The 24,123-nt window shown below is 60.5% G+C and carries 21 protein-coding genes; 4 read left to right on the forward strand and 17 right to left on the reverse strand.

Translation table 11 applies throughout. The annotated features are described in order from the left end of the window. Positions 1–12: 12 nt before the first annotated feature. The 9 genes from AC2GXZ_RS01490 to AC2GXZ_RS01530 form a co-directional block, all read right to left on the reverse strand. Positions 13–1,593 (reverse strand): FGGY-family carbohydrate kinase, encoded by a 1,581-nt coding sequence (locus AC2GXZ_RS01490; protein ID WP_483757352.1) that lies wholly within the window; start codon positions 1,591–1,593, stop codon positions 13–15. A 55-nt stretch (positions 1,594–1,648) separates the two neighbouring features. Next, complete coding sequence (locus AC2GXZ_RS01495) at positions 1,649–2,380, reverse strand: HAD family hydrolase (protein WP_483757353.1); 732 nt, start codon at positions 2,378–2,380, stop codon at positions 1,649–1,651. Positions 2,381–2,388: 8 nt separating this feature from the next. After that, on the reverse strand, positions 2,389–3,873 hold the full coding sequence (locus tag AC2GXZ_RS01500; protein WP_483757354.1) for a mannitol dehydrogenase family protein: 1,485 nt from the start codon (positions 3,871–3,873) through the stop codon (positions 2,389–2,391). A gap of 47 nt (positions 3,874–3,920) precedes the next feature. Then, positions 3,921–4,925 carry an ABC transporter ATP-binding protein gene (locus AC2GXZ_RS01505; protein WP_483757355.1) on the reverse strand — a complete coding sequence of 335 codons (1,005 nt, stop codon included), beginning with the start codon at positions 4,923–4,925 and terminating at the stop codon, positions 3,921–3,923. A gap of 12 nt (positions 4,926–4,937) precedes the next feature. Further along, entirely contained in the window at positions 4,938–5,762 is an 825-nt protein-coding gene (locus AC2GXZ_RS01510; RefSeq protein WP_483757356.1) for a carbohydrate ABC transporter permease, read from the reverse strand. Between the two features lie 11 nt (positions 5,763–5,773). Continuing rightward, a complete protein-coding gene (locus AC2GXZ_RS01515) occupies positions 5,774–6,646 on the reverse strand; it encodes a carbohydrate ABC transporter permease (protein WP_483757357.1) in 873 nt (290 codons plus the stop codon). A gap of 191 nt (positions 6,647–6,837) precedes the next feature. Further along, positions 6,838–8,154, reverse strand: coding sequence for an ABC transporter substrate-binding protein (locus AC2GXZ_RS01520; protein WP_483757358.1), 1,317 nt, complete (start codon positions 8,152–8,154; stop codon positions 6,838–6,840). A gap of 146 nt (positions 8,155–8,300) precedes the next feature. Continuing rightward, positions 8,301–9,254 (reverse strand): sugar-binding transcriptional regulator, encoded by a 954-nt coding sequence (locus AC2GXZ_RS01525; RefSeq protein ID WP_483757359.1) that lies wholly within the window; start codon positions 9,252–9,254, stop codon positions 8,301–8,303. Between the two features lie 118 nt (positions 9,255–9,372). Then, on the reverse strand, positions 9,373–10,392 hold the full coding sequence (locus AC2GXZ_RS01530; RefSeq protein WP_483757360.1) for a sugar-binding transcriptional regulator: 1,020 nt from the start codon (positions 10,390–10,392) through the stop codon (positions 9,373–9,375). Between the two features lie 201 nt (positions 10,393–10,593). Here AC2GXZ_RS01530 and tal point away from each other — a divergent pair, with 201 nt between their 5' ends. The 3 genes from tal (at position 10,594) to AC2GXZ_RS01545 (ending at position 13,844) form a co-directional block, all read left to right on the forward strand. After that, positions 10,594–11,559, forward strand: coding sequence for a transaldolase (gene tal / locus AC2GXZ_RS01535; RefSeq protein ID WP_483757361.1), 966 nt, complete (start codon positions 10,594–10,596; stop codon positions 11,557–11,559). 193 nt (positions 11,560–11,752) lie between these two features. Then, positions 11,753–13,462 (forward strand): methyl-accepting chemotaxis protein, encoded by a 1,710-nt coding sequence (locus tag AC2GXZ_RS01540; protein WP_483757362.1) that lies wholly within the window; start codon positions 11,753–11,755, stop codon positions 13,460–13,462. Positions 13,463–13,571: 109 nt separating this feature from the next. Next, positions 13,572–13,844, forward strand: coding sequence for a hypothetical protein (locus AC2GXZ_RS01545; protein ID WP_483757363.1), 273 nt, complete (start codon positions 13,572–13,574; stop codon positions 13,842–13,844). Here AC2GXZ_RS01545 and AC2GXZ_RS01550 read toward each other — a convergent pair. The 6 genes from AC2GXZ_RS01550 to AC2GXZ_RS01575 form a co-directional block, all read right to left on the reverse strand. Next, positions 13,792–15,087, reverse strand: a complete 1,296-nt coding sequence (locus tag AC2GXZ_RS01550) for an MFS transporter (RefSeq protein WP_483757364.1) — start codon at positions 15,085–15,087, stop codon at positions 13,792–13,794. The genes AC2GXZ_RS01545 and AC2GXZ_RS01550 overlap by 53 nt on opposite strands. A gap of 92 nt (positions 15,088–15,179) precedes the next feature. Further along, positions 15,180–15,581, reverse strand: a complete 402-nt coding sequence (locus tag AC2GXZ_RS01555) for a MarR family winged helix-turn-helix transcriptional regulator (protein ID WP_483757365.1) — start codon at positions 15,579–15,581, stop codon at positions 15,180–15,182. Positions 15,582–15,640: 59 nt separating this feature from the next. Beyond that, the gene (locus AC2GXZ_RS01560) at positions 15,641–16,477 is read right to left on the reverse strand and encodes a metal ABC transporter permease (RefSeq protein ID WP_483757366.1); all 837 of its coding nucleotides are present in this window, start codon (positions 16,475–16,477) and stop codon (positions 15,641–15,643) included. Beyond that, positions 16,477–17,361 carry a metal ABC transporter permease gene (locus tag AC2GXZ_RS01565; protein ID WP_483757367.1) on the reverse strand — a complete coding sequence of 295 codons (885 nt, stop codon included), beginning with the start codon at positions 17,359–17,361 and terminating at the stop codon, positions 16,477–16,479. The genes AC2GXZ_RS01560 and AC2GXZ_RS01565 overlap by 1 nt, the downstream gene beginning before the upstream one ends. Beyond that, complete coding sequence (locus AC2GXZ_RS01570; protein ID WP_483758233.1) at positions 17,342–18,253, reverse strand: manganese/iron ABC transporter ATP-binding protein; 912 nt, start codon at positions 18,251–18,253, stop codon at positions 17,342–17,344. Before AC2GXZ_RS01570 ends, AC2GXZ_RS01565 begins: the two co-directional genes overlap by 20 nt. A gap of 2 nt (positions 18,254–18,255) precedes the next feature. Then, positions 18,256–19,167, reverse strand: a complete 912-nt coding sequence (locus AC2GXZ_RS01575) for a metal ABC transporter substrate-binding protein (protein WP_483757368.1) — start codon at positions 19,165–19,167, stop codon at positions 18,256–18,258. Positions 19,168–19,408: 241 nt separating this feature from the next. On the opposite strand from AC2GXZ_RS01575, the gene AC2GXZ_RS01580 reads away from it, so the two are divergent. Continuing rightward, entirely contained in the window at positions 19,409–20,773 is a 1,365-nt protein-coding gene (locus AC2GXZ_RS01580; protein ID WP_483757369.1) for a hypothetical protein, read from the forward strand. A gap of 251 nt (positions 20,774–21,024) precedes the next feature. Here the strand turns inward: AC2GXZ_RS01580 and lysS are convergent, their stop codons facing one another. Continuing rightward, positions 21,025–22,524 carry a lysine--tRNA ligase gene (gene lysS / locus AC2GXZ_RS01585; RefSeq protein WP_483757370.1) on the reverse strand — a complete coding sequence of 500 codons (1,500 nt, stop codon included), beginning with the start codon at positions 22,522–22,524 and terminating at the stop codon, positions 21,025–21,027. Between the two features lie 105 nt (positions 22,525–22,629). Further along, the gene (gene gltX / locus AC2GXZ_RS01590) at positions 22,630–24,087 is read right to left on the reverse strand and encodes a glutamate--tRNA ligase (RefSeq protein WP_483757371.1); all 1,458 of its coding nucleotides are present in this window, start codon (positions 24,085–24,087) and stop codon (positions 22,630–22,632) included. Between the last annotated feature and the right edge of the window lie 36 nt (positions 24,088–24,123).

Genomic DNA, 24,123 nt, shown 5'->3' on the forward strand with positions numbered 1-24,123 from the left:
ATGCCAGCTGCTTCACGCCATTTCCCGCAATTCCTCGCGATGGCGGACCATGGTGAGGAAACGGCGGTAATCCCGGTCATAGATCGTCTTACGGGCTGGATCGGGCAAATATTCGCGGCCGCCGGCCTGCATCGCCTTGCCGGCGGCAAACAGCGACGGATGCAGCCCGCCGGCGACGGAAGCGGTCATGGCGGTGCCGAGCAGGACTGCGTCACTGGTCTGAGGCACCACGACCCGGCAGCCGGTGACATCGGCATAAAGTTCGACCAGAAGCGGGTTGTTCACATGGCCGCCGGTGACATGCAGGGTCTCGAACCGATAGCCGAAACTTGCCATGGCATCGAGGATATGGCGGATGCCGAGTGCGATCGCCACGCAGGTGCGCCAATAGCGGCGGCAGAGACCGTCGAAAGACGTGTCGAGCGTCAGGCCGGTGATAACGCCGCGCACATGCGGATCGGCCAGTGGCGAACGGTTGCCGTGAAAATCCGGCAGGATATGCAGGTTGGGGGCGATATCGCCATCTGCTTCGGCCCGCATTTCTGCGATGCGGGCGATGATGCGGCCATGCAGGTCGCTGGAGGGCTCACCGCCGGCTGCGTGCATTTCAACGATATGATCGAGCAGCGCACCTGCTGCCGACTGACCGCCTTCGACCAGCCAGTGTTGCGGCAGGACCGCCTCGTAATACGGGCCCCAGAGGCTGCGGCCGGGTTTCGGCTGGCGCGAAAAGGCGACGATGCAGCTGGATGTGCCGCCGATCAGCGCGACGCTGGTTTCGAGCTTTTCGTCGCTTGCCGCAGCAGCCAGTGCGCCAAAGGCACCGGCATAGGCATCGATAAGGCCCGGCGAAACTTCGACATCCGTATCAAGGCCGAGTTCCGCGGCCGCCTGGTTCGACAGCTTTCCGAGGCTTGTGCCGACTTCGGCGGTGCCTTCCGGCAGGCCGGCTTTCTCTCTCAGGTCGGAAAGGCCGGCGAGCTTCAGATAGTCGCTTTTCCAGCCGGGTTTTTCATGCGCCAGATAGTTCCATTTGGCGGTCACGGTGCAGCGGGAACGGGCCGCCGAACCAGTGGCCTTCCAGGTGAGGAAATCGGCAAGATCAAAGATGAAGCCGGCTTTCGCCCAGCTTTCCGGGCGGTTTTCCTTCAGCCATTTCAGCTTCGGCATTTCCATTTCCGGCGACAGCGAGCCGCCGGAAAAATCCAGCACATGATGGCCGGATGCGGAGAGCTTTTCGGCCTCGCCGATGGCGCGGTGATCGTGCCAGACGATCGTGTCCCGATCTGCCGCACCGGTGGTGGAGACCGACAGCGGCGCGCCGTCACCATCGCGCATGACAAGCGAACAGGTGGCGTCAAAGCCGATGGCGGCGATGCAGACTGCGGGTATGTCAGCCTCGGCCATTGCGGTTTTCACCGCATGGCAGGTGGCGGCCCAGATATCTTCGGAGGAATGTTCGGCATGGCTTTCCCTGGGACGGAACATGGCGATCGGGTGTTTGGCCTTGGCGAGCAAACGGCCCTTGCTGTCGAAAACGCCGGCGCGCGCGCTGGTCGTGCCGATATCGACCGCAACGAGGTGGTCACGCATCCGGATCTGTTTCCTGTCCCTGTCCCGTCAGCGGCGAATGTTTCCTCAAAGGCGATCAGACCGCCCGCTGGGAAGACGCTCCTCCGCGACCCTCCATATGGTTTTCGACAAGGTGGAGCAAATCGGGCATGGCGTCAAATATGAGATCGGGCGAAAGTGCATCGATCCGTTCACGATATCCGGGAACAATGGCATGCGATCCGCCGGTGAAGGCGAAGACGGTCATGCCGGCGCGCTGGGCGGCCTCGATGCCGGCCGGGCTGTCCTCGATGACGATGCAGTTTGCCGGGCTCATACCCATCCGTTCCGCTGCATGGAGGAAAAGATCGGGGGCGGGTTTGCCGTTCTTCACCATCGAAGCGCTGAAGATATGCGGCTCCAGCCTGTCGATCAGGCCGGTGATGGTGAGCGACAGGCGGATGCGTTCCGGCTGGCTCGACGAGGCGACGCAGCGCGGCAGGTTCATGCGTGCCAGGCCATCGAGCGTCTCGCCGATACCGGCAATCGGCTTCAGATCGGTCTTGAACAGATGGTAGAGATCGAGCCGCAGCGTCTCCAGAAATTCCGGGCCGGTGTGGAAACCATATTCCTCGTCCATCACCTGCCGCATCGTGGCGAGGCTGCGGCCGAGAAAGCGCTGATAGGCCTCCTCCTCGACCATATCGATACCGTGGCGGTTGAGGGCTTCGACCAGAACCCGGACCGAAAGCGGTTCGCTGTCGACGAGAACCCCGTCGCAGTCGAAAATCACCAATGGGCCGCTTACCAGTCCTGCCTTATCCGCCACGGTTCACCTCAATCCTTGACCAGCTGGTCGTCGAGATAAAGCTGCAGGGTTTTCGCCGTGCCTTCGGTCCACAGGGTCTTGAGGGCATGGGCGAAACGCTTGCGGAACAGCTCGTTTTTCGAGACTTCTCCGAAAATTTCGTCGAAGACGAGGAAGGCATCCGGATCGTCCTTGGCCTTCAATGCTGCGGCCTGCAGCTTTTCGGCGCTTGCATCGTTGAAGACGATCTTGCGGCCACTATCCGACGTGCCGGCGAAGTAGCGGCACCACAGCGCCGAAACCAGCGACAGGCCGACGATATCCTTGCCCTGGGCGAGGCGATCGCGGGTCGAGGGCAGGATAAATTTCGGCTGGCGGTTGGAACCGTCCTGCGCCAGACGCGGAATGGTGTCGCCGATTTTCGGGTTCAGGAAGCGGCGCTCGATCAGGTCGAAATAGTCGTCGAGATTGGTATCCGGCACCGGCGGCACGATCGGGATGATCTCTTCCTTCTCAAGCTTGGCGAGGAAGGCGCGGATTAGCGGATGTTCCATCGATTCATGGACGAAATGGATGTCGAGCAGTTCGCCCGGATAGGCGATCGTCGCATGGCCGCCGTTGAGGATGCGGATTTTCATCAGCTCGTAAGGGGCAACGTCGGGGACGAACTGGACGCCGACCTCTTCCAGCGCCGGGCGGCCGGCGGGAAAATTGTCTTCCATCACCCACTGCTTGAATTCTTCGCAGAAGACCGGCCAGTTGTCGTCGATGTTGAAGTCGTTCTTCAGGATATCGACTTCGCGCTGACCGGTTGCCGGCGTGATGCGATCGACCATCGAGTTCGGGAAGGCAACATTGCCGTGGATCCACTCGGCAAAGGCCGGGTCGGACATTTTGGCAAGGCCGATCACGGTGTTTTCCGTCACGTGGCCGTTACCGGGAATGTTGTCGCAGGACATGATGGTGAAGGGCTGCACACCGCGCTCACGGCGAAGCTTGAGGCCGGCGAGGATAAGACCGAAAACGGTCTTGGGGGCTGCCGGGTTCTTGCCATCCTCGATCATGGCCGGATGGGCCGGGTTGAAATGGCCGGCGGCGTCGATGAAATAACCGCCTTCGGTGATCGTCATCGAGACGATGCGGATGGCAGGATCGGCGAGCTTTTCGATCAAGGCGTCTTTATGGTCGGGCGCGATGATGTCGATCATCGGGGCGGTGACGCGGGCGCCGGTCTTGTTGTTGTCCTGCTCGACGACGGTCGTCAGGTAATCCTGGCTTTTCAGCTTTTCGCGCATGGCGGCGTCGGAGGGCAGAACGCCGGCGCCGATCAGCGCCCAGTCATGGCCCTTGCCGGTGTTGAACAGGTCGTCGAGATAGACGGCCTGATGGGCGCGGTGGAAATTTCCGACGCCGAAATGGATGATGCCGGGCGTCAGCGTCTTCGGATCGTAATTGGGCACACCAGCGGTCGCAGCGGCATCCTTGAGGCTTGCCAACGAAAGCTTCACAGTCATTTTCTCATACTCCGGTTGGCCTTGTTCAAGAGGCCGGTAGGATCAAATCAGGCCTTGATGGCAAGGCCCTTGTCATCGAAACGGTGCAGTTTGGTTTCATCCGGCGTCAGGTAGACGGTGTCGCCGTGGCGGGCGCCGAACTCGCCGCCGGCGCGGGCCGTCATCTTGCCGATGCCCTCGACATCGAGATGCAGGAAAGTGTCGGCGCCGAGATGTTCGGCAACGGTGACCATGCCCTTCCAGGTGCCGCTTTCTTTCGACAGCGTCATGTGTTCCGGACGGATGCCGGCGGTGGTGGCGCCCTTCGCCTTGGCATAGTCGCCGGTGATCATGTTCATCCGCGGCGAGCCGATGAAGCCCGCCACGAACAGGTTGCGCGGGGTCAGATACAGTTCCATCGGGGAACCGACCTGTTCGATATTGCCGCGGTTCAAAACGACGATCTTGTCGGCCATGGTCATGGCCTCGATCTGGTCGTGGGTGACGTAGATCATCGTCGTCTTCAGCTGGTTGTGAAGATCGCTGATTTCGAGACGCATCGTGCCGCGCAGAGCCGCGTCGAGGTTCGACAGCGGTTCGTCGAAGAGGAAGGCGGACGGTTCGCGGACGATGGCGCGGCCGATCGCGACACGCTGGCGCTGGCCGCCGGAAAGCTGCGAGGGGCGTCGCTCCAGATAGTCGGTGAGGTTCAGGACCTTGGCGGCATCCTCGACCTTCTTGTCGATCTTTGCCTGTTCCATCTTCGCCATCTTGAGCGGGAAGGCGATGTTCTTCCTGACGGTCATATGCGGGTAGAGCGCATAGGACTGGAAGACCATGGCGAGGCCGCGGGCAGCAGGTGCCGCTTCGGTCACATCCTTGCCGTCGATGGTGATCGTGCCGCCGGTGACGTCTTCGAGACCGGCGATCAGGCGCAGAAGCGTTGACTTGCCGCTGCCCGAGGGGCCGACGAAAACGACGAATTCGCCATCCTTGATTTCCAGATCGACCGACGGAATGACCTTGGCCTCGCCGAAGTGCTTCTGGACGTTCTTGAGGGTAATGCTGCCCATGATCGGAATTCCTTACTTAACCGCGCCAAACGTGAGGCCGCGAACGAGTTGCTTCTGGCTGAACCAGCCAAGGATGAGGATCGGCGCAATCGCCATGGTCGAGGCTGCCGAGAGCTTTGCCCAGAACAGGCCTTGGGGTGAGGAGAAAGAGGCGATGAAGGCCGTCAGCGGCGCCGCATTGGTGGTCGTCAGCTGGATGGTCCAGAAGGCTTCGTTCCAGGCAAGGATGATGTTCAGGAGCAGCGTCGAGGCAATGCCCGGTACCGCCATCGGCGTGAGGACGTAGACGATCTCTTTCCAGAGGCTCGCACCATCCATGCGGGCGGCTTCGAGAATTTCGCCCGGAATTTCGCGGAAGTAGGTGTAGAGCATCCAGACGACGATCGGCAGATTGATCAGCGTCAGCATGACGGTGAGGCCGACGCGGCTGTCGAGCAGGCCGAAGGTGCGGAAGATGATGAAGATCGGCAGAAGAACCGCAACCGACGGCATCATCTTGGTCGACAACATCCACATGAGGATGTCCTTGGTCCGCTTGCCCGGCGCAAAAGCCATTGCCCAGGCCGACGGGATTGCGATGATCAGCGCCAGGATTGTCGAGCCGATCGAGAGGATCACCGAGTTCATGAACGGCTTGAAGTAATCGCGCTGCGTCTGGACGGTGATGTAGTTTTCGAACGTGCCGGACGGGATGAGCGAGAAACCGGCAATCGCTTCCTGCTCAGTCTTCAGGCTGGTGATGATCGCATAGAGGATCGGGAAGAAGATGAGCAATGCCACGACCCAGGCGGCGATGCTCCAGCCGATCCTTGCTCCGGTTGTTATTTTACGAGCCATGATCGTCTCTCCTACTTGTCGAGGTTCTTGCCGACGGCGCGCATCAGGAAGAAGGCGACGATATTGGCGAGAACGACTGCGATGATACCGCCTGCAGCGCCGCCGCCGACGTCGTAACCGAGACGTGCGGTGCGGTAGATCAGGAAGGTGAGGTTGGTGGATGCGTAACCCGGACCGCCATTGGTGGTGACGAGGATTTCCGCATAGATGCCGAGCAGGAAGATCGTCTGGATCAGGATGACGACCGTGACGGCCCGTGAAAGATGCGGGATCGTCAGGTAGATGAAGCGGTTGAAGAAGTTGGCGCCGTCCATTTCGGCGGCCTCGCGCTGCTCGCTGTCAAGCGACTGCAGCGCGGTGAGGATGATCAGCGTCGCGAACGGCAGCCACTGCCAGGCGACGATGACGATGACCGAAAAGAGCGGATATTGCGCAAACCAGTCGACCGGCTGCATGCCGAAGAATTTTGCCAGATCCGCCAGCACGCCGTAGCCGGGATGCATGATCATGTTCTTCCAGATCAGCGCTGCGACCGGCGGCATGACGAAGAAGGGCGAGATGACGAGAATGCGCACGATACCCTGGCCGAAGATCGGCTGGTCGATCAGGAGCGCGATCGCGGTGCCGCCGATGACGGTGATGGCAAGCACGCCGAGCACCAGGACCAGCGTGTTCCAGATCGACTGGAAGAAGGCCGGGTCGGTGTAGAAATACTGGTAATTGAAGAAGCCCGCGAACGAGACGTTCTGCGGCGTCAGCAGATTGTAGTTCTGGAACGAGTAGTACAGCGTCATTGCGAGCGGTACGGCCATCCAGATCAGAAGCACGACGACGGAGGGCGCCATCATCAGGCGTGCCAACGTCTTGGTGTTTTGCGTTGCCATCTCTAAAACCCTCCCCGGAGCATTGAGCTCTCATTGCCGGCATGGCGTTCCTGGTGAACGTCAGCGCGGAAGCACTATTCTGTTTTTATAGGGCAGCTTGAGAAGACGACGAGATGCACGGCATCACGTCGTCGTCTTGGAAGGGCCGCCCGGCAGGGTGCCGGACAGCCCAGGTCCTGGGAGGAATTCCCTTACTTGATGTAGCCGGCGCGGGTCATGTCGCGGGTAGCCGTCGCCTGGGCGGCAGCAAGCGCGTCGTCGACCGTGGACTGGCCGGCGATAACAGCCGAGAAGAGCTGGCCGACAGTCGTGCCCATCGCCTGGAATTCAGGAATGGCGACGAACTGACCACCGGTATAGGGAACCGGCTTGATGGTCGGCTTGGTGATGTCGGCAGCGTCCATGGCGGCAAGCGTCGGGGCTGCGAAGGCGGCTGCCTTCTGGTAGTCGGCGTTCTTGTAGAGCGAGGTGCGCGTGCCCGGAGGAACGTTTGCCCAGCCTTCCTTGGAGGCGACGAGAGCGGTGTATTCCTTGCTCGTTGCCCAGGAGATGAACTTCTGCGCCGCTTCAGCCTTCTGCGAGGATGCCGGAACGGCAAGGTTCCACGACCACAGCCAGTTGCCGTGGTTCTTCACGCCTTCCTTGGACGGGAAGATCGCGTAACCCACCTTGTCGGCAACCTTCGAGTCCTTCGGGTTCGATACGAAGGATGCGGCGACGGTCGCGTCGATCCACATGCCGCACTTGCCCTGCTGGAACAGCGTCAGGTTTTCGTTGAAGCCGTTCGACGAAGCACCGGCCGGGCCGGCTTCCTTCATCAGGTCGGCATAGAACTGCAGCGATGCCTTCCATTCAGGCTGATCGAACTGCGGCTTCCACTTTTCGTCGAACCAGCGGCCGCCGAAAGAGTTGGTCAGGGCCGAAACGAAGGCCATGTTCTCGCCCCAGCCGGCCTTGCCGCGAAGGCACATGCCCGAGACGTCGTTGCCGCGGTCGGTGATCTTCTTCGCCGCGTCGGCGATGAATTCCCAGGTTGGGCTTTCCGGCATTTTCAGGCCGGCTTTTTCGAACAGGTCCTTGCGGTACATGATCATGGCGGATTCGCCGTAGAACGGTGCCGCATAAAGCTTGCTGTCGACCGACAGACCGCCGCGGATCGCCGGCAGAAGGTCGTCCATGTCGTACTTGTCGCCGAGGCCGTCGAGCGGCAGAAGCCACTTCTGCTTGGCCCAGATCGGAACTTCATAATTGCCGATGGTAACGATGTCGTACTGGCCGCCGTTTGCGGCGATATCGGTCGTCACACGTTCACGCAGAACGTTTTCTTCGAGCGTCACCCAGTTGACCTGGATGTCCGGGTTCGCCTTGGTGAACTCCGAGGTCAGGCCCTGCATGCGGACCATGTCGCCGTTGTTGACGGTTGCAATGGTGAGGGTTTCAGCCGATGCCGCGGTCGCAACAAAAGCCATGGCCGAGCAAGCGCCCAGCAAAAACGTCTTCAATGTCATATCTTCCTCCCGAGAAGATGTTGGCGAGCATTCGCTTTGCTCGTGGGCAATTACTTACTGAGGAATGACAGATGTCAACACAGATTCGTCGCTGCACTGCGATTTAAACGTTTTAAATGATTGAAATATAATCAAAAAATATTTGCTCACAGGGAGAGCAACTGCTCGGCTGCAGCCTCGTCGGTGATGATTCCGTTGATCAAACCGCCGCTGAGTGCTGCAGCCATGGCGGGAATCTTGCGCTTTCCTTGCGCGATCCCAATCACTGCGCTGGTCTGTCGCGAGGGGATAGGGACGCTTGCAACCCGATCATTGACGGCGTTGTCGAGGAGACGGCCCTGGCGGTCATAAATCCAACCGCAGATCTCGCCCGCCGCGCCACCTTCGACGAGGCGTAACATCTCGTCGCGGGCGAGAAAACCGTCGACGCAGAGGGGGCCTTCGACGCCGAGCTCGCCGATGCCGACAAAGGTTGCCGCTGCCTGGGCTCCGAGCGCCAGTGTTGACCTGACGAGCGCTTGGTCGTGCAATGTCTCGCGTTCCTCGGACGATGAACAGAGGACGGGAAGCGGCATGGGAAAGTGGCGCGCCTTGATGGCGTCTGCCATCGAGAAGATAACGTTGTAGAAGGCGGCAGAACCGTCCGGCCCGATATTGCCGGTGAGCGAGACGATGCGGTGCTGCGGGCATTCCATTGGCGGCAACTGGTCGACCGCTGCCTTCAGCGTTCGTCCGGTGCCGATGGCGATGACGATCGGGTCGGGTCGCTTCAGCCAGCGCTCGATCTCGCCGGCGGCTGCCTCGGCGATGCCGACGGTCGACGAAGCGCCCGACGGGTCGCTTGGAACAACCTCTGCCTGGCGCAGGCCATATTTTTCGCGTAGCCGTTCGGCAAGTTCGAGACAGGCGGCGATCGGATGGTCGAGCCGGACCTTGATCAGCCGCTCGGCAACTGCCAGCGACACGAGGCGCTGCGCCGACTGCCGGGAAATGCCCATTGCGGAGGCGATTTCGTCCTGCGTGCGCCCCGCCACGTAATAGAGCCAGCCAGCCCTCGCCGCATCATCCAGCCGCCCCTGGGTGTCAGACCGTTTTGCCATGTCAGAAATCTCCTCCGACGATTTGCTGCCATGTTTTCCGAGTGTCTGTCAAACGGCTGGCATAGTCAGTCCTTCCGTATCGGCGCTGGCTCCTCCGCCATCGCCGATGCGTTATTGGTCAAGTCGCGGCGGTTGCCGCTGCCGTTTGCGTCGAGGTGTTCTCCGAGGCGAGCCGCAAAAGTTCCTTTGCCGCGGTTTCGTCGGTGATCAGCGTGTTACAGCCGACCCGACGGATGGTGGCGCGGATTGCAACCGCACGGTGAGAACCACCCGACGACAGGACGACGTGTTTGGCCTTGCGCAATGTATCGAGATCGATCGACATGACGCGCTCATTCAGTGCGTGGTCGACGGAATGGCCCTGCTCGTCGAGGAAATTGAACATCGTATCGCAGACGCAGCCGGCAGCGATCAGGCGGCCCAGTTCAGCCTTCGAGATGAAGCCTTCCGACAGCGATGTCGAATGCGGGCCGATATCGCCACAGCTGATGACGGCAAGATCCAGGTTCTCGGCAAGGTTGTATATCGTGTCAAGGCCACATTTGTCGATCAGCGCCCTTTTGGTGGCAACGGTATCGACGAGAAGGGGGGCGAGGAACATGAAACATTCGGCACCGAGCTGGCCGGCGAAACGCCATGTGAAATCGATCGGGTTGGTCTGCTGGACGGCGACGATGCCGCCAAGCAGCGAGACGACCTTGACGTTATCCCGGCGCGGCGGGCGAAAGCTTGCAAGCGATGCCGTCATTGTCCGGCCCCAGCCGACACCGATGGTCATGTCGTTGTGGATGACATCCGAAAGAAACTGCCCGAGCGCGAGGCCGACCGCCCCGGCAAGCGCCTCGGCACTGGTGTCGCGTGGGGTTGGAACGACGACGGCCTCGTCTATGCCATAGGCTTTTTCGAGCTGGATCGCCAGTTCGACGCAGCTGTCGACCCCTTCGGAAATCCAGATCTGCACCTCGGAGCGTTTCATCGCCTCGTCGAGCATGCGGATGACCGTCGAACGGCTGACACCCAGCCGCTCGGCCACGTCCTTCTGGGTCAGTCCCTGATTGTAATAAAGCCAGGCGGCGCGCAGCCTGAGGGAACTTGCCTCGGAATAGGTGATGTGAGTGTCGCGTCTCAACCTGGCCACTGGCGTTCCAATCCTCCCAAAACGGCGAGGGATACAATCCCTGCGGGCGCCGTCATGATATCGTCTTCGTTGCGACATATGTCAATCGCCAGCGACAAATGTCTTGACATCTTTACCATCTGAGGATGTTATCTAGATAACATGCCTGAGGAGCAAAATCGGCGCCGCGGCGTTGACCAGCAATTAGCGAGGACCTTTCCGATGACGTCTAAACTAGAGCAACTTCGTTCCATGACCACCGTTGTCGCCGATACCGGCGATATCGAAGCGGTTGCCCGTCTGAAGCCGGTGGATTGCACGACCAACCCGTCGATCGTGTTGAAGGCGATCGGCTCTGATGCCTTTGCCGACAAGTTCAAGGAAGCCGTCGCCTGGGGCCGCAGCCAAGGCGGTAACGAGGACGCGATCGCTGCTGCCGTCGCCGACCGTTTGGCGATCGATGTCGGTTCGGCGCTTGCCGGCCTGGTTCCGGGCCGCGTATCGACCGAGGTCGATGCCGACCTTTCCTTCGATACGGAAGCCTCGATCAAGAAGGCGCATGAGATCATCGCTGCCTACAAGGCACGTGGTATCGAGCGCGAGCGTATCCTGATCAAGCTTGCCTCCACCTGGGAAGGCATCAAGGCTGCCGAAGTGCTGCAGGCCGAAGGTATCGACTGCAACCTGACGCTGCTGTTTTCCATGGCCCAGGCGATCGCCTGCGCCGATGCGAAGGCCTTCCTGATTTCGCCCTTCGTCGGCCGTATTCTCGACTGGTACAAGAAGTCGACCGGCCAGGACTACACGGCCGAGACCGATCCGGGCGTCGTTTCCGTTCGTTCGATCTACAACTACTACAAGGCGAACGGCATTTCGACGATCGTCATGGGCGCATCGTTCCGCAATATCGGCGAGATCGAAGCACTTGCCGGTTGCGACCGCCTGACGATCGCGCCGAACCTGCTCGACGAACTGGACAAGGCAGACGGCACGCTGGAGCGCAAGCTTTCGCCCGAGAAGTTCGAGGCTATCGCCCCGATCAAGATGGACGAAAAGACCTTCCGCTGGATGCAGAATGAAGATCAGATGGCAACCGAGAAGCTGTCGGACGGCATCCGTCTGTTCGCCAAGGACCTCGGCATTCTGCGCCAGATGGTCAAAAAGGAACTGACGCTCGCCGCCGCCTGAGCGGATACGCGACATTATTGAAAAAGCTCGCCTGCAAAGGCGGGCTTTTTTTGTTTCCTTTCCTGCGATCAGAAGCGGTGGGATTTACCTTCGAATCGCGGTAAAGTTGAATTCAATCATGTACTTATTTAACTCAAACTTTAACATGCTGGGGTAAATCTACGACGAAACCACATGACGTTGGAGATTATCAATGGTTGGCATTCCCTTCGGTCGAAGCCATTCAAACGCCGCGCTTGTCGAAGCACTCAGCCGATCGCAGGCGATCATCGAGTTCGACCTGAACGGCATTATCCTGACCGCCAACGAGAATTTCTGCGCAACCATCGGTTACCCGCTGAAGGAAATCGTCGGCAAGCATCACCGCATTTTCGTCGATCCGGCCGAGGCGGCGTCCGCCGATTATGCGGAGTTCTGGGGCCGGCTTGCACGCGGTACGTTTGATCAGGGCAAATACAAGCGCCTGGGCAAGGGCGGGCGCGAGGTATGGATCGAAGCGTCGTACAATCCGTTGTTTCGCGGGAACAAGCCTTTCAAGGTGGTGAAGATCGCCACCGACATCACCGAATCGCGCAAGGCGGCGCTGGAGAACCACGGCAAGCTCGAGGCTTTGTCGCGCGCCCAAGCGGTGATCGAATTCACGCCCGAGGGTCAGATCATCACCGCCAACGAGAATTTCCTCAAGGCGGTGGGGTACCGGATCGAGGAGATCGTCGGCAAACATCACTCGATGTTCTGCGAGCCGGCCTATGCCCACACGGCGGAATACAAGCAGTTCTGGAAGGACCTCGGGGCCGGCAGGTTTTCCGCCGACCAGTTCACGCGGGTGAAGAAGGATGGCGAGCGGATCTACATCCAGGCTTCCTACAATCCGATCCTCGACGACAGCGGCCGAGTGTTCAAGGTGGTGAAGTTTGCCACCGACGTTTCGGAGCGCGTTACGGTCGTCAACGAACTCGGTGCAGGCCTGGGGCGTCTTGCCGACTGCAATATCCGCCAGACGATCGACGTGCCGTTCGGTGTCGAGTTCGAGCCTTTGCGCCGCGACTTCAATGCCTCGATCGGTGCCTTCCAGGAAACGCTGATGGGCGTCCTGAAGCAGACCGGCATGCTGAACGGCTCCAGCCAGGAAATGCATGAGGCGGCCGACCAGATGTCGGTGCGCACCAAGGAACAGGCCGCCTCTCTGGAGGAAACCTCGGCGGCGCTCGAGCAGGTGACGGCGACGGTGAGGGCATCGTCTGCGAATACCGAAGAGACGCGCAAGCTGGTGAAGAATGCGCATGAGGCCGCAGCGGCCTCGTCGGTCGTGGTGCAGGAAACGATCACGGCAATGAAACGTATCGAAGGGGCGTCGGGCGAAATCACCAAGATTATCGACGTGATCGACGAGATTGCCTTTCAGACCAATCTTCTGGCATTGAATGCCGGTATCGAGGCGGCGCGTGCCGGCGAGGCGGGCAAGGGGTTTGCGGTCGTCGCACAGGAAGTGCGCGAGCTTGCCCAGCGTTCGGCAACCGCGGCCAAGGAGATCAAGACGCTGATCGACAAGTCGGGCCGGGAAGTGACCGAGGGCGTGCGGCTGGTCGACGAGACGGGTTCGGCGCTGCACGAGATCGAGACTTTCGTCGCCTCCATCGACAGCAATGTCCAATCGCTGGCAACCGCTGCGCAGGAGCAGGCCGTCGGTCTTTCGGAGATCAACAACACGGTCGCGCAGCTTGACCGGATGACCCAGCAGAATGCGGTGATGGTGGAGCGCACGACCGGGATCAGCCAGGCGCTGGCAACAGGTGCGGCGCAACTGGTCGAACTGGTCAATCACTTCAAGCTGAACCGGCGTAACCGCATTCGCGACACGGGATCTGCCGCCGACCGGGCGGGGTCCAAGCGCGCCGCATGACCTCGCGCCCGGTTCAGGCCGGGCGCAGACATGTTTTGCAACGAAGCTGAAATCGGCAAGACGGGACCAGGCTTTACCTTCAATGCTGGACAACAGATTGGAGATGAAGATGATGGATGTTTCGAACGCCTATGCAGATTTGCTCAACGCTTCGGCGATGGTGCTTCTACTGCTCATTATCGTGGCCTTTTACATCCGGCTGACGATGGAGGCCTTGAGGCATGTCGGCGAGGATCGTGCCGACGCCGAGGTGTTCAAATCGGGGGTGTTCAAATCAAGCGGCAACCGATGGCGGGCCGACAGCAATCGTCGGCCCGTGACTGTTGCTGTCATGCCGGTTGAGCGACCCTTGCAGTATCGCCGGGCTTCCTCAAAAGCATGACGCCGACGGCTGCGAGCATGCACATGACGCCCGCGATCTGCAAAGCCGGCATGTAGGTGTCGAAGTCGCTGCGGATATAACCGGCACCGAAGGCTGCGGTCGCTGCCCCAAGCTGATGGCCGGTAAACACCCAGCCGAAGACCAGCCCCGCCTTTTCACGACCGAATTTTTCGGCGGCGAGCTTGACCGTCGGCGGTACGGTGGCGATCCAGTCGAGACCGTAGAAGACCGCGAAAGCCGACAGTTCGTAGAACGAGAAGCCGGAAAAGGACAGATAGATCAGCGAGAGGCCGCGCAGGCCGTAATACCAGAACAGCAATACGCGGTTGTCGTAACGGTCGGAGAGCCAACCGGAGGCGACCGTGCCGAAGAAATCGAAGATGCCAAGAACCGCGAGCGTGCCGGCGGCACCGACCGGCGTCATGCCGAAATCACCGCAAATCGAGATCCAGTGGGTCTGGATCAGGCCGTTGGTCGACAGGCCGCAGACGAAGAAGGAACCGAACAGGATCCAAAAAGTCGGACTGGTCGAGACGGATTTCAGCGTGACGAGCGGCGAGATGAGAGTGGCGAGAAACTTGTGGTCCTGTTTCGGCGGCTTGATGACGCTGGTTTCGCCATAGGCGGGCAGGCCAAGATCGGCGGGGTGGTCGCGCATCAGCAGCAGGACCAGCAGCATGGCGACGGTGATGGCGCCGGCAGTGAGGACGAGGGCGACGCGCCATCCATAAGCTTCGCTGAGCGCGGCCAGAAGTGGCAGGAAAAGAAGCTGGCCGGTGGCATTGCTGGCGCTCAACATGCCTACGACGAGGCCGCGACGCTTGGAAAACCAGCGGGAGGCGACGGTTGCGCCGAGCACCATGGCCGTCATGCCGGTGCCGACACCGATGACTACGCCCCAGAGGGCTACGAGCTGCCAGACCTCGGTCATCGCCATCGAGACGATGATGCCGAAGAGGATCAGGCCGAGCGCGAAGGAGACCACCTGGCGGATGCCGAAATGGTTCATGAAGGCGGCCGCAAAGGGACCGAGCAGGCCGAACAGCACGAGGCGAATGGCCATGGCAAACGAGATATCGGCGACATCCCAGCCGAATTCATCATGCAGCGGCTGGATCATCACGCCGGCCGAACCCATGGCGGCGGCGGTTGCCAGCATGGTGAGGAAGGTGGTCGCGGCGATCACCCATCCGTAGTGAAGCTGTCTTTTCGCCATCCAGCCGGCGACGCCCGTCGATATCATCTGTCGTTCCCTTCACGCATCGCCGATTGGCGGAATATTTTGAGGGTATCTACCCGCATTCATGGGCAAATATCCGCCTTCAATCCAAAAAACTAGAGAGCTGCCAGGAGTTCCTGCAGTTGGCCGGCCTTTTCCTGCCCGAGCCTTGCATCGATCTCGTCCTGCACGCCGTCCCAGAGCGGAGCGCCTTTTTCGAGTATCTCGCGGCCCTTCGGGGCAATGGTCAGCACCGCCTCGCGCTGGTCCTCGCCGTGGCCGATCGCAACCAGTTCCATCCGCTCCAGCACCTTGGCATTACGCCCGACAGTCGACCGGTCCAGCTCCACCTTGTGGGCAAGATCGGTCAACGATACCGGCTCCAGCCGCTTGATGTTTCTGAGCAGGCTGAACTGGCCGATATTGACGCCAACCGGTGCCAGCGCCTCGTCATAATAGGACGAGACCTTGCGGGTCGCCTTGCGCAGCAGGGTGCAGTGACAGGTATCGTTTGACATTTGTCGTGGGTATATACCCGCAAATGCAATTCTGCAAGAGGGTATATACCCGTGATTTTTCAGGCAGCGACCCGGCGGGTCTTCAGCATGGTTCGGATAAAGGCCAGGACGAAGGTTGCGGTCATCAGAAGAACGATCGTCGGGGCGGGGGCGCTGTCGAGGAAGAAGCTCAGATAGATGCCGGCAAGCGAGCAGCCAAGCGCGACGGCGATTGCGGTCACCAGCATGGTGGTGAAGCGGCGGGTCAGCAGGAAGGCAATGGCGCCGGGAGCGATCAGCAGGGCCACCGACAGGATGATGCCGATCGCCTTGAGTGCGCCGACCACGGTCAGGGAAAGGACCGCCAGCAGGCCGTAATGCAGGAGGCGGGTCGGCAGGCCGATCGCCCTGGCATGCTGTTCGTCGAAGGCATGGACCAGCAGGTCCTTGCGGAAAATGACGAGGAAGATCGTTGCGGCGATGGCGATCAGCGTTGTTTCGATCAGGTCCTGCGGCAGGATGCCGAGCATGTCGCCGAACAGGATATGGTCGAGATGAATGTCGGCCTGGACGTTGACATAGAGCACCAGCCCAAGGCCGAACATGCCGGAAAAGACGATGCCGAGAACGGTGTCCTCCTTGATGCGGCTGTTTTCCTTGAGGAAGCCGGTCATCAAGGCGCAGGTCATGCCGGCGACAAAGGCGCCGATCGAAAGCGGAATCGCCAGCATATAGGCGATGACGATGCCCGGCAGCACGGCATGCGAGACGGCGTCGCCCATCAGCGACCAGCCTTTCAGAACAAGGAAGCAGGAGAGGATCGCCATGGGCAGGGCGATCATCAGCGTCACCAAGAAGGCGGTCTGCATGAAATCGATCTGGAAGGGGAAAAGGATGAGGTCGAGTGTCTCGCCCATCATGCGGCTCCTTCCGTCTGCCCAGGGGCGGGTTCCTCCAGCGCCGCCCTGACGCGGCGACGCGAGGCGAGCATGCCGTGTTTGGGGGCAAACACGAAGGCGATCAGGAAGATGGCGGTCTGCAGCACGACGATGATGCCGCCGGTCGCGCCATCGAGGAAATAGCTCAGGTAGGCGCCGAGAAAGCTGGTTGTCGCGCCGATACCGAGCGCCATCAGGATGACACGCTGGAAACGGTCGGTGAGCAGGTATGCGGTGGCGCCGGGTGTGACCACCATGGCGATGACGAGGAAGGCGCCGACCGTCTGCATGGCGGCGACGGTGGAAGCGGCGAGCAGAGCGAAGAACATCACCTTCAAGGCATCGGGCCTGAGGCCGATGGTGCGGGCGTGGTTTTCGTCGAAAAACGCGACCATCAGGTCTTTCCATTTGAGCGTCAGGACAACGAGGCTGACGGTGCCGATGATCACGAGTTGCAGCGTATCGCCAGGCGAGATCGCCAGAACATTGCCCATGACGATGGTCTGGATATCGACCGACATCGGCGACAGCGACACCATGAACAGGCCAAGCCCGAAGAAGGAGGTGAAGATCAGGCCGATAATGGCGTCTTCCTTCAACCGGGTACGCTGGTTCAAAAAGAGCATGGCAAGGGCTGCAAGCCCACCGGACAGAAAGGCGCCGATGGCGAAGGGAAAACCCAGCATATAGGCGCCGGCGACGCCCGGAACGATCGAGTGCGAAAGCGCATCACCGATCAGCGACCAGCCTTTCAGCATCAGATAGGCCGAGAGAAAACCACAGACGCCGCCAACCAGGGCGGAGATCCAGATGGCATTGAGCATGTAGCCATAGGTGAAGGGTTCAAGAAGCGTCTGGAGCATCGACGCTTTCCTTCCGTTTGGCATTCTGTTCGGCTGCCCGCTTCTCCTGGCCGTTGCCATAGGTGACGAAGGGACGCTCGTCGTCGGTGATCACCTTGACGCGGCGGGGATCGGCATCGTCATGCAGGTCGGTGCCGCCAAGGATGAAGTGGCGCAGCACGCCGCCAAAGGCCTTTTCGAGATTTGCCTCGTTGAACGTGTCCTCGGTTTTGCCGTAGGCGAGAACCGTGCCCTTGACGAAAACGGTACGGTCGCAGAAATCCGGTACGCTGCCGAGATTGTGGGTGGAGACCAGCATGACGCGGCCTTCGTCACGCAGCGCCTTCAAAAGCGCGACGATCTGTTCCTCAGTCGTGACGTCGACACCGGTAAACGGTTCGTCGAGCAGGATGACGCGGCCTTCCTGGGCCAGCGCGCGGGCGAGAAAGACGCGTTTGCGCTGGCCGCCGGAAAGCTCGCCGATCTGACGCTTTCGGTATTCCAGCATGTTGACCCGTTCCAGGGCCTGATCAACCATTTCATGGTCCCTGCGCGAAGGGATGCGCAGGAAATTCATGTGGCCGTAGCGGCCCATCATCACCACGTCCTCAACGAGAACCGGAAAGTTCCAATCAACCTCTTCGGATTGCGGCACATAGGCGACGAGGTTCTTCTTGAGCGCTTCCCGGGCGGGAAGGCCGAGGATCTCGACCGAGCCTTCGGTAAGGGTGACGAAACCCATGATCGCCTTGAACAGCGTCGACTTGCCGGCGCCGTTGACGCCGACGAGCGCGGTGATCGTGCCTTTGGGTACCTCGAAACTCGCGTGTTTCAGCGCTGTATGGCCATTGCGATAAGCGACGCTGACATTATCCAGTCTGAGGCCCGATGTCGCTGCCCTGGTCTTGCCCATCATCATTGTGCGAGACCTTTCGCAATGGTTTCGGTGGTAACGCGCAAAAGGTCGAGATAGGTCGGCACCGAGCCGTCCGGTTCGCTCAGCGAATCGACATAAAGGACACCGCCGTAAGCGGCACCGGTTTCCGATGCGACCTGCCGGGCCGGTTTGTCGGAGACGGTGCTTTCCGAAAAGATGACCTTCACGTCATGCTCGCGCATCGCGTCGATCACAGTCCGGACCTGTTGCGGCGTGCCCTGGCTGTCGGCATTGACCGGCCAGAGATAAAGCTCCTGCAGGCCGAAATCGCGGGCGAGGTAGGAGAATGCGCCTTCGCTCGTCACCAGCCAGCGGTGGTTTTCCGGCAGTCGGGCGAGCTCGTCACGGATCGGCTGCACCTCGGCGCGGATCCTGTCCGTATAGGCTTTGGCGTTGGCGGCGTAGATGTCGGCATGGGCCGGATCGACCTCTGCGAGCCCCTTGCGGATGTTTTCGACATAGATGACGGCGTTTTCAGGCGACATCCAGGAATGCGGATTGGGCCGGCCCTGATAGGCGCCGCCGGCAATCGACATCGGCGTGACGCCGTCGGAGACCGTCACGCTCTTCACGTCGCCAAGGTTCTTCAAAAAGCGTTCGAACCAAAGTTCGAGATTGAGGCCGTTGCGCAAGACCAGATCGGCATCGCGGGCGCGTAAAAGGTCGCGTGGTGTCGGCTGATAATTGTGGATCTCGGCGCCCGGCTTGGTGATGCTTTCGACAATCGCCGCATCACCGGCAACGTTTTTCGCCATGTCGGCGATGATGGTGAAGGTGGTCACCACCTTCGGCTTTTCCGCCGATGCCCCCTGGGCCTGGGCCGAGAGCGGGAGAGCGATCAGGGCTGCTGCGAAGGCGGTGCGGAGGCATGCAATTCTGATAAGGGCCATGGATGGTCCGTGTTGCTGTTGCAAGTCATTTGCAATTAAATCTAGCGAGAAAAGCCGAGATGTCAATGCTATTGCAAATCATTCGCAGAACGGATTGGCTGATTGAGTAACCATGTCCTGCTTTGGGACAAAGGCCTGACGAAATCGCTTAAAGCTTCTTCAATCAGATTGACCGAATATGCGGTCATTATTCCATGACTTGTATTGTGTGACTGGAGTTGAGCATGCCGGGTGTTGGCGAATGAAAATCCGGCTGTCGAAAAAGCTCGTTTTTATACTGGGCGGCGCACTTGTGCTTTGTGGTGCCAGCGGTTCGGCCGCGGTGCTTATCGGCACCGACAAAATCCTCGGACCATCCTATAAGGACGTCAACGGGCTATCCTGCACGACGCTTGAGACCTTCAAGATGCGGCGCGGCCAGAGTGTATGGGTGCGCAGATATGTGACCAGCGATCAATCCGCCGACGGCATGACGCGGGTGAAGACGGCGTTGCGCGTGGCGCGTGCCGTGCAGCAGCGTGAAAAAGCCGGTCTCGTCCAGGTGGCGATGATCGACACAAGCGGGCCGAAAGATCGCGCGGACATGCGCGGGCGGGCGATTGCGGCGCAGGTCGTCTACATTCCCGATCCAAGCAAGATGCCGGACGGCGCGCCGGCCGAGAGTTATTCCGCCTATTATCTGGACGGGGCGCCGAACAGCCAGGGTCAATTCTACGGCATGCGCGTCGATCTTCCGCTGGAAGACATCGAGCATCTGGAAGCGAGCCTGACGGACAAGGCCGACTGTTTCGATCCGACAGCCGTCGTGCCGGCCGAGGGCGGCGAGGCGGCCAAGGGTGAAGGCAAGGGTGAAAAGAAGCCTGCAGCCGGTCATGGTGCAGCTTCCGCCGAGGCTGAAAAGCCGGCTGGCCACGGTGCTGCCTCCGGAGCGGAAGGTGCCAAGGCAGACGAGGCCGAAGCCAAGACGGAAGAGGTTGCCGCCAAGGAAAGCGGCGGCTTCATGTCGTCGATCACCGGTATGGTTTTCGGGTCAAAGACAGAAGCTGCTGCCGGCGGCGACGCCGCGGCGGCAAAGTCCGAGGGTGAAAAGGCCCGGGGTGCAAAGACGGCCGCTGGCGATGCACCCGGCGAGCCGGCCGACGAGGACCACGGTGCGCAGCCGGAAACCGCAGCCAAGGCAGCTGACAAACAAAAGCCGGCCGCCGAAAAGAGCTTTTTCGAACAGGCGAAAAGCATGATCCTCGGTGATCAATCCGAGCAGCCGGCGGCTCCAGTGCAAACCGAAGCCAAGGCCGAGGCCCGGCAGGAGGCGAAACAGGCCGTGGAGCCTGCGCCGGAGCCGGCACGGGAACCGCGGACAACGGCCGAGGGCGGCAAGGGCTGGTCCAAGTCTGACGCTGCGGATGAAATTCATATGCAACCGGGTGCCACCGGCGAAGCCAAATCGCAGGCAGCGGCAGATGCCTCACATGGTGCTGGTCAGTCCGAGGCGCAGCCGGCGGCTGGTGGCGCGAGCGCTGCCGATGCGGCCGGCTCGGCATGGCTGGAAAAATTCCGGGCCCAGCAGGGCGCCCCTGCAGCGGATGGTGCCAAAGCGACGCATTGACGGGTTATTTCTGCGTAAAGCCGTAAACTGTTCCAGAGGTAATCGAGCCTCGAGTTTCCCCTCACTTGCAATTTCTGAAACTTAGCTGCGCTAAGATTTCGACATTGCTTTCTCTCCCACAAGGGGAGAGATGCCGGTGAGGCTTGCTCGACGTCCTGCCTCTCCCCCTTGTGGGAGAGGTTACAAAATCAGGATCTTACCAAGGGCTAAGTCTTGGATGTTGTTGGTGAGGGGTGGAGGCCCCTCCCGCCTCAATCAGCCTTGGCCTTGCGGGCGGGGAAGAGGATGACGTCGCGGATCGACGGGGCGTTGGTGAGAAGCATCACCAACCGGTCGACGCCGATGCCGAGGCCACCGGCCGGCGGCATGCCCTGGTCGATCGCGTCCAGAAACTCGTCGTCGAGCTGCTTGTCCTTTTCGCCGCGGGCATGCGCCTGCTCGAGCTGCTCGACCATGCGCTTGCGCTGTTCTTCCGGGTCGTTCAACTCGGAGAATGCATTGCCGACTTCCCAGGCATTGCAATAGGTCTCGAAACGTTCGACGAGGCGCGGTTCACCCGGCACTTCCTTGGCGAAGGGCGAGATGTCCTTGGGGAAATGGGTGACGTGGCTCGGCTGGATCAGCGTGCCCTCGACCTTCTCCTCGAAGATGAAGGCGAGGCATTCGCCCCAGGTCCAGTCCTTCTCGACCTCGAAACCGGCAGCCTTGGCGGCAGCGCGGGCTTCCTCGTCGGTCTTGATCGCGAGGAAGTCGATGCCGGTGACTTCCTTGACGGCGTCGGGCATGGGCACGCGCTTGAACGGGCCCTTGAAGGAGATCTGCTTGTCGCCAAAAGTGACCTCCGGCGTGCCATGGATCGAGACGGCGAGCGTCTCGAACAGCCGTTCGACGAGGGACATGATGTCCTCGTAATCGGCATAGGCCCAGTAGCATTCCATCATGGTGAATTCAGGATTGTGCCGGGTCGAGACGCCTTCGTTGCGGAAGTTGCGGTTGATCTCGAATACCTTGTCGGAGAGGCCCGACACCAGTGTGCGCTTCAAAAACAGTTCCGGCGCGATGCGCAGGTACATGTCCATCTTCAGCGTGTTGTGGAAGGTCTTGAACGGATCGGCGGTGGCGCCGCCATAAACCGTCTGCAGCATCGGGGTCTCGACTTCGAGGAAGTTCTCACCCTCCATGAAGTGGCGGATGCCGGAGACGATCTTCGAGCGCTGCTGGAAACGCAGCTTGGATTCCTCGTTGCTCATGATGTCGAGATGGCGCTTGCGATAGCGGATCTCGATGTCGGCAATGCCGTTCCACTTTTCCGGCATCGGCAGGAGTGCCTTTGTCAGCATGGTGATTTCCTGCGCGTTGATCGACAGCTCGCCGCGCTTGGTGCGGCGGACGGTGCCGGTGACGCCGATAATGTCGCCCAGATCGATCAGCGGCAGCAGGTTGCGCGCTTCTTCGGGGGTGACGTCCTTGTGGGAGAAGATCTGGATCTTTCCGGATGCGTCATGAATGTCCATGAACATGCCGGAATTGCGCGAGGAATAAACCCGGCCGGCGACGGTGACGATATCCTGGGTTTCCGTGTCCGGCTCCAGCGCCTCGTATTTGGCAGCGAGTTCCGCGTTCGTCATGGTGCGGTGGAAATGCGCCGGATAGACGTCGCCGATGGTTTCGCGCAGCTTGGCAAGTTTTTGCGCGCGCACTTCGGTAACGTCGGAGGAGAGGGCGGTTTCGGTCTTCGTCGTGTCGGTCATCGTGTTCGCCTTTTTCGGGCTGTATTCGTTGCGGTTACCTCCCTCTATCCGGCAGGGCAGAGGGAGGTATTTCAGAATGCCGCCGCTCAAGGCAGCACTCGGTTGTTATTTCCCGTCGCCCACCATGGATGCCACAACGGTTGCGGCGATCTTGAGGCGTTGGCGCACCACCGAGCGGCCGAGGATGGCCATCGAATCGAACAACGGCAGCGAGCGCGACGAACCGGACATGGCGATGAACAGCGGCGGGGTGACGACGCGGAGCTTCTTTTCCAGCTTGTCGGCAACGGCGCGCAGTTCAGCGTCGATCGCCTCGACATTCCATTCGATCATCTTTTCGATGTCGGCCTGTACGGTGTTGAGGATTTCAAGCGTTTCGGCAGGCGAGGTCTTCAGACCTGCAAACGAGGCAGGCGTCAGGCCGACATCGGCGGCCAGCAGGAAGCCGGCAAGGTTCGGCAGGTCGCCAAGCTTGGTGATGCGGCTCTGGGAATGTTTCAGGCCTTCGGTGAGGCGATCATTTTCCATCGCCCATTCCAGGGTGCGGGAAATGAATTCCTCCGGCGTGAGCTTTTCGCGCAGCCAGCGACCGTTCAGCCAGTCGAGCTTCTGCAGGTCGAAAATGGCGCCGGCCTTGGAGAGCGCGTCCGGCTCGAACTTTGCCGTCAGGTCCTCCATGCTCAGCAGTTCCTCGCCTTCGGCGATCTGGACGAAGAACAGGCCGAGGAAGTTCATCAGCGCTTCCGGCAGGTAACCGAGCGCCGAGTAATAGGAGATCGAGGTCGGGTTCTTGCGCTTCGACAGCTTCGACTTGTCGGCATTGCGCATCAGCGACAGATGCATGAACACCGGCTCGTCCCACTCGAAATAACGATAGAGCAGGATGTGCTTGGGAACCGACGACAGCCATTCCTCGCCGCGGGCGACGTGGGTGATCTTCATCAGATGGTCGTCGATGACGTTTGCCATGTGGTAGGTCGGCATGCCGTCGCCCTTGATGAGCACCTGCATGTCGACTGAATCCCACGGGATCGAGACATCGCCGTAAACACCGTCGGTGAAATCGCACGACCCTTCGGTCGGGATTTTCATGCGTACGACGGAGCTTTCGCCGGCCGACATCTTGGAGGTGACTTCTTCCGCCGACAGATGCAGGCAGAGACCATCATATTTCGGCGGCTTGCCGGCGGCGCGCTGGCCTTCGCGCATCTGCTCAAGCCGCTCGGGCGTGCAGAAACAGCGGAAGGCGTGGCCCTTGTCAAGCAGGTCCTGTGCGTAGGGCTGATACATATCCTTGCGGTCGGACTGACGGTAGGGGCCGTAGGGGCCGCCAACATCCGGGCCTTCGGCCCAGGTGAGGCCTGTCCATTTCAGCGCATCCAGCACCTTCTGCTCGAATTCCAGCGTCGAGCGGGTGGCATCGGTATCTTCGATGCGCAGGATGAATTCGCCGCCGTGCTTTTTGGCAAAGAGGTAGTTGAAAAGGGCGATATAGGCGGTGCCGACATGCGGCTCGCCGGTAGGCGAGGGGGCGATGCGGACGCGAGGTGTCGGGTTGATCATGATGCTGCTCTGTCTTGAGGCACGTGATGCCGCGCC

The organism is Aliirhizobium sp. YIM B11859 (genome assembly GCF_057163345.1).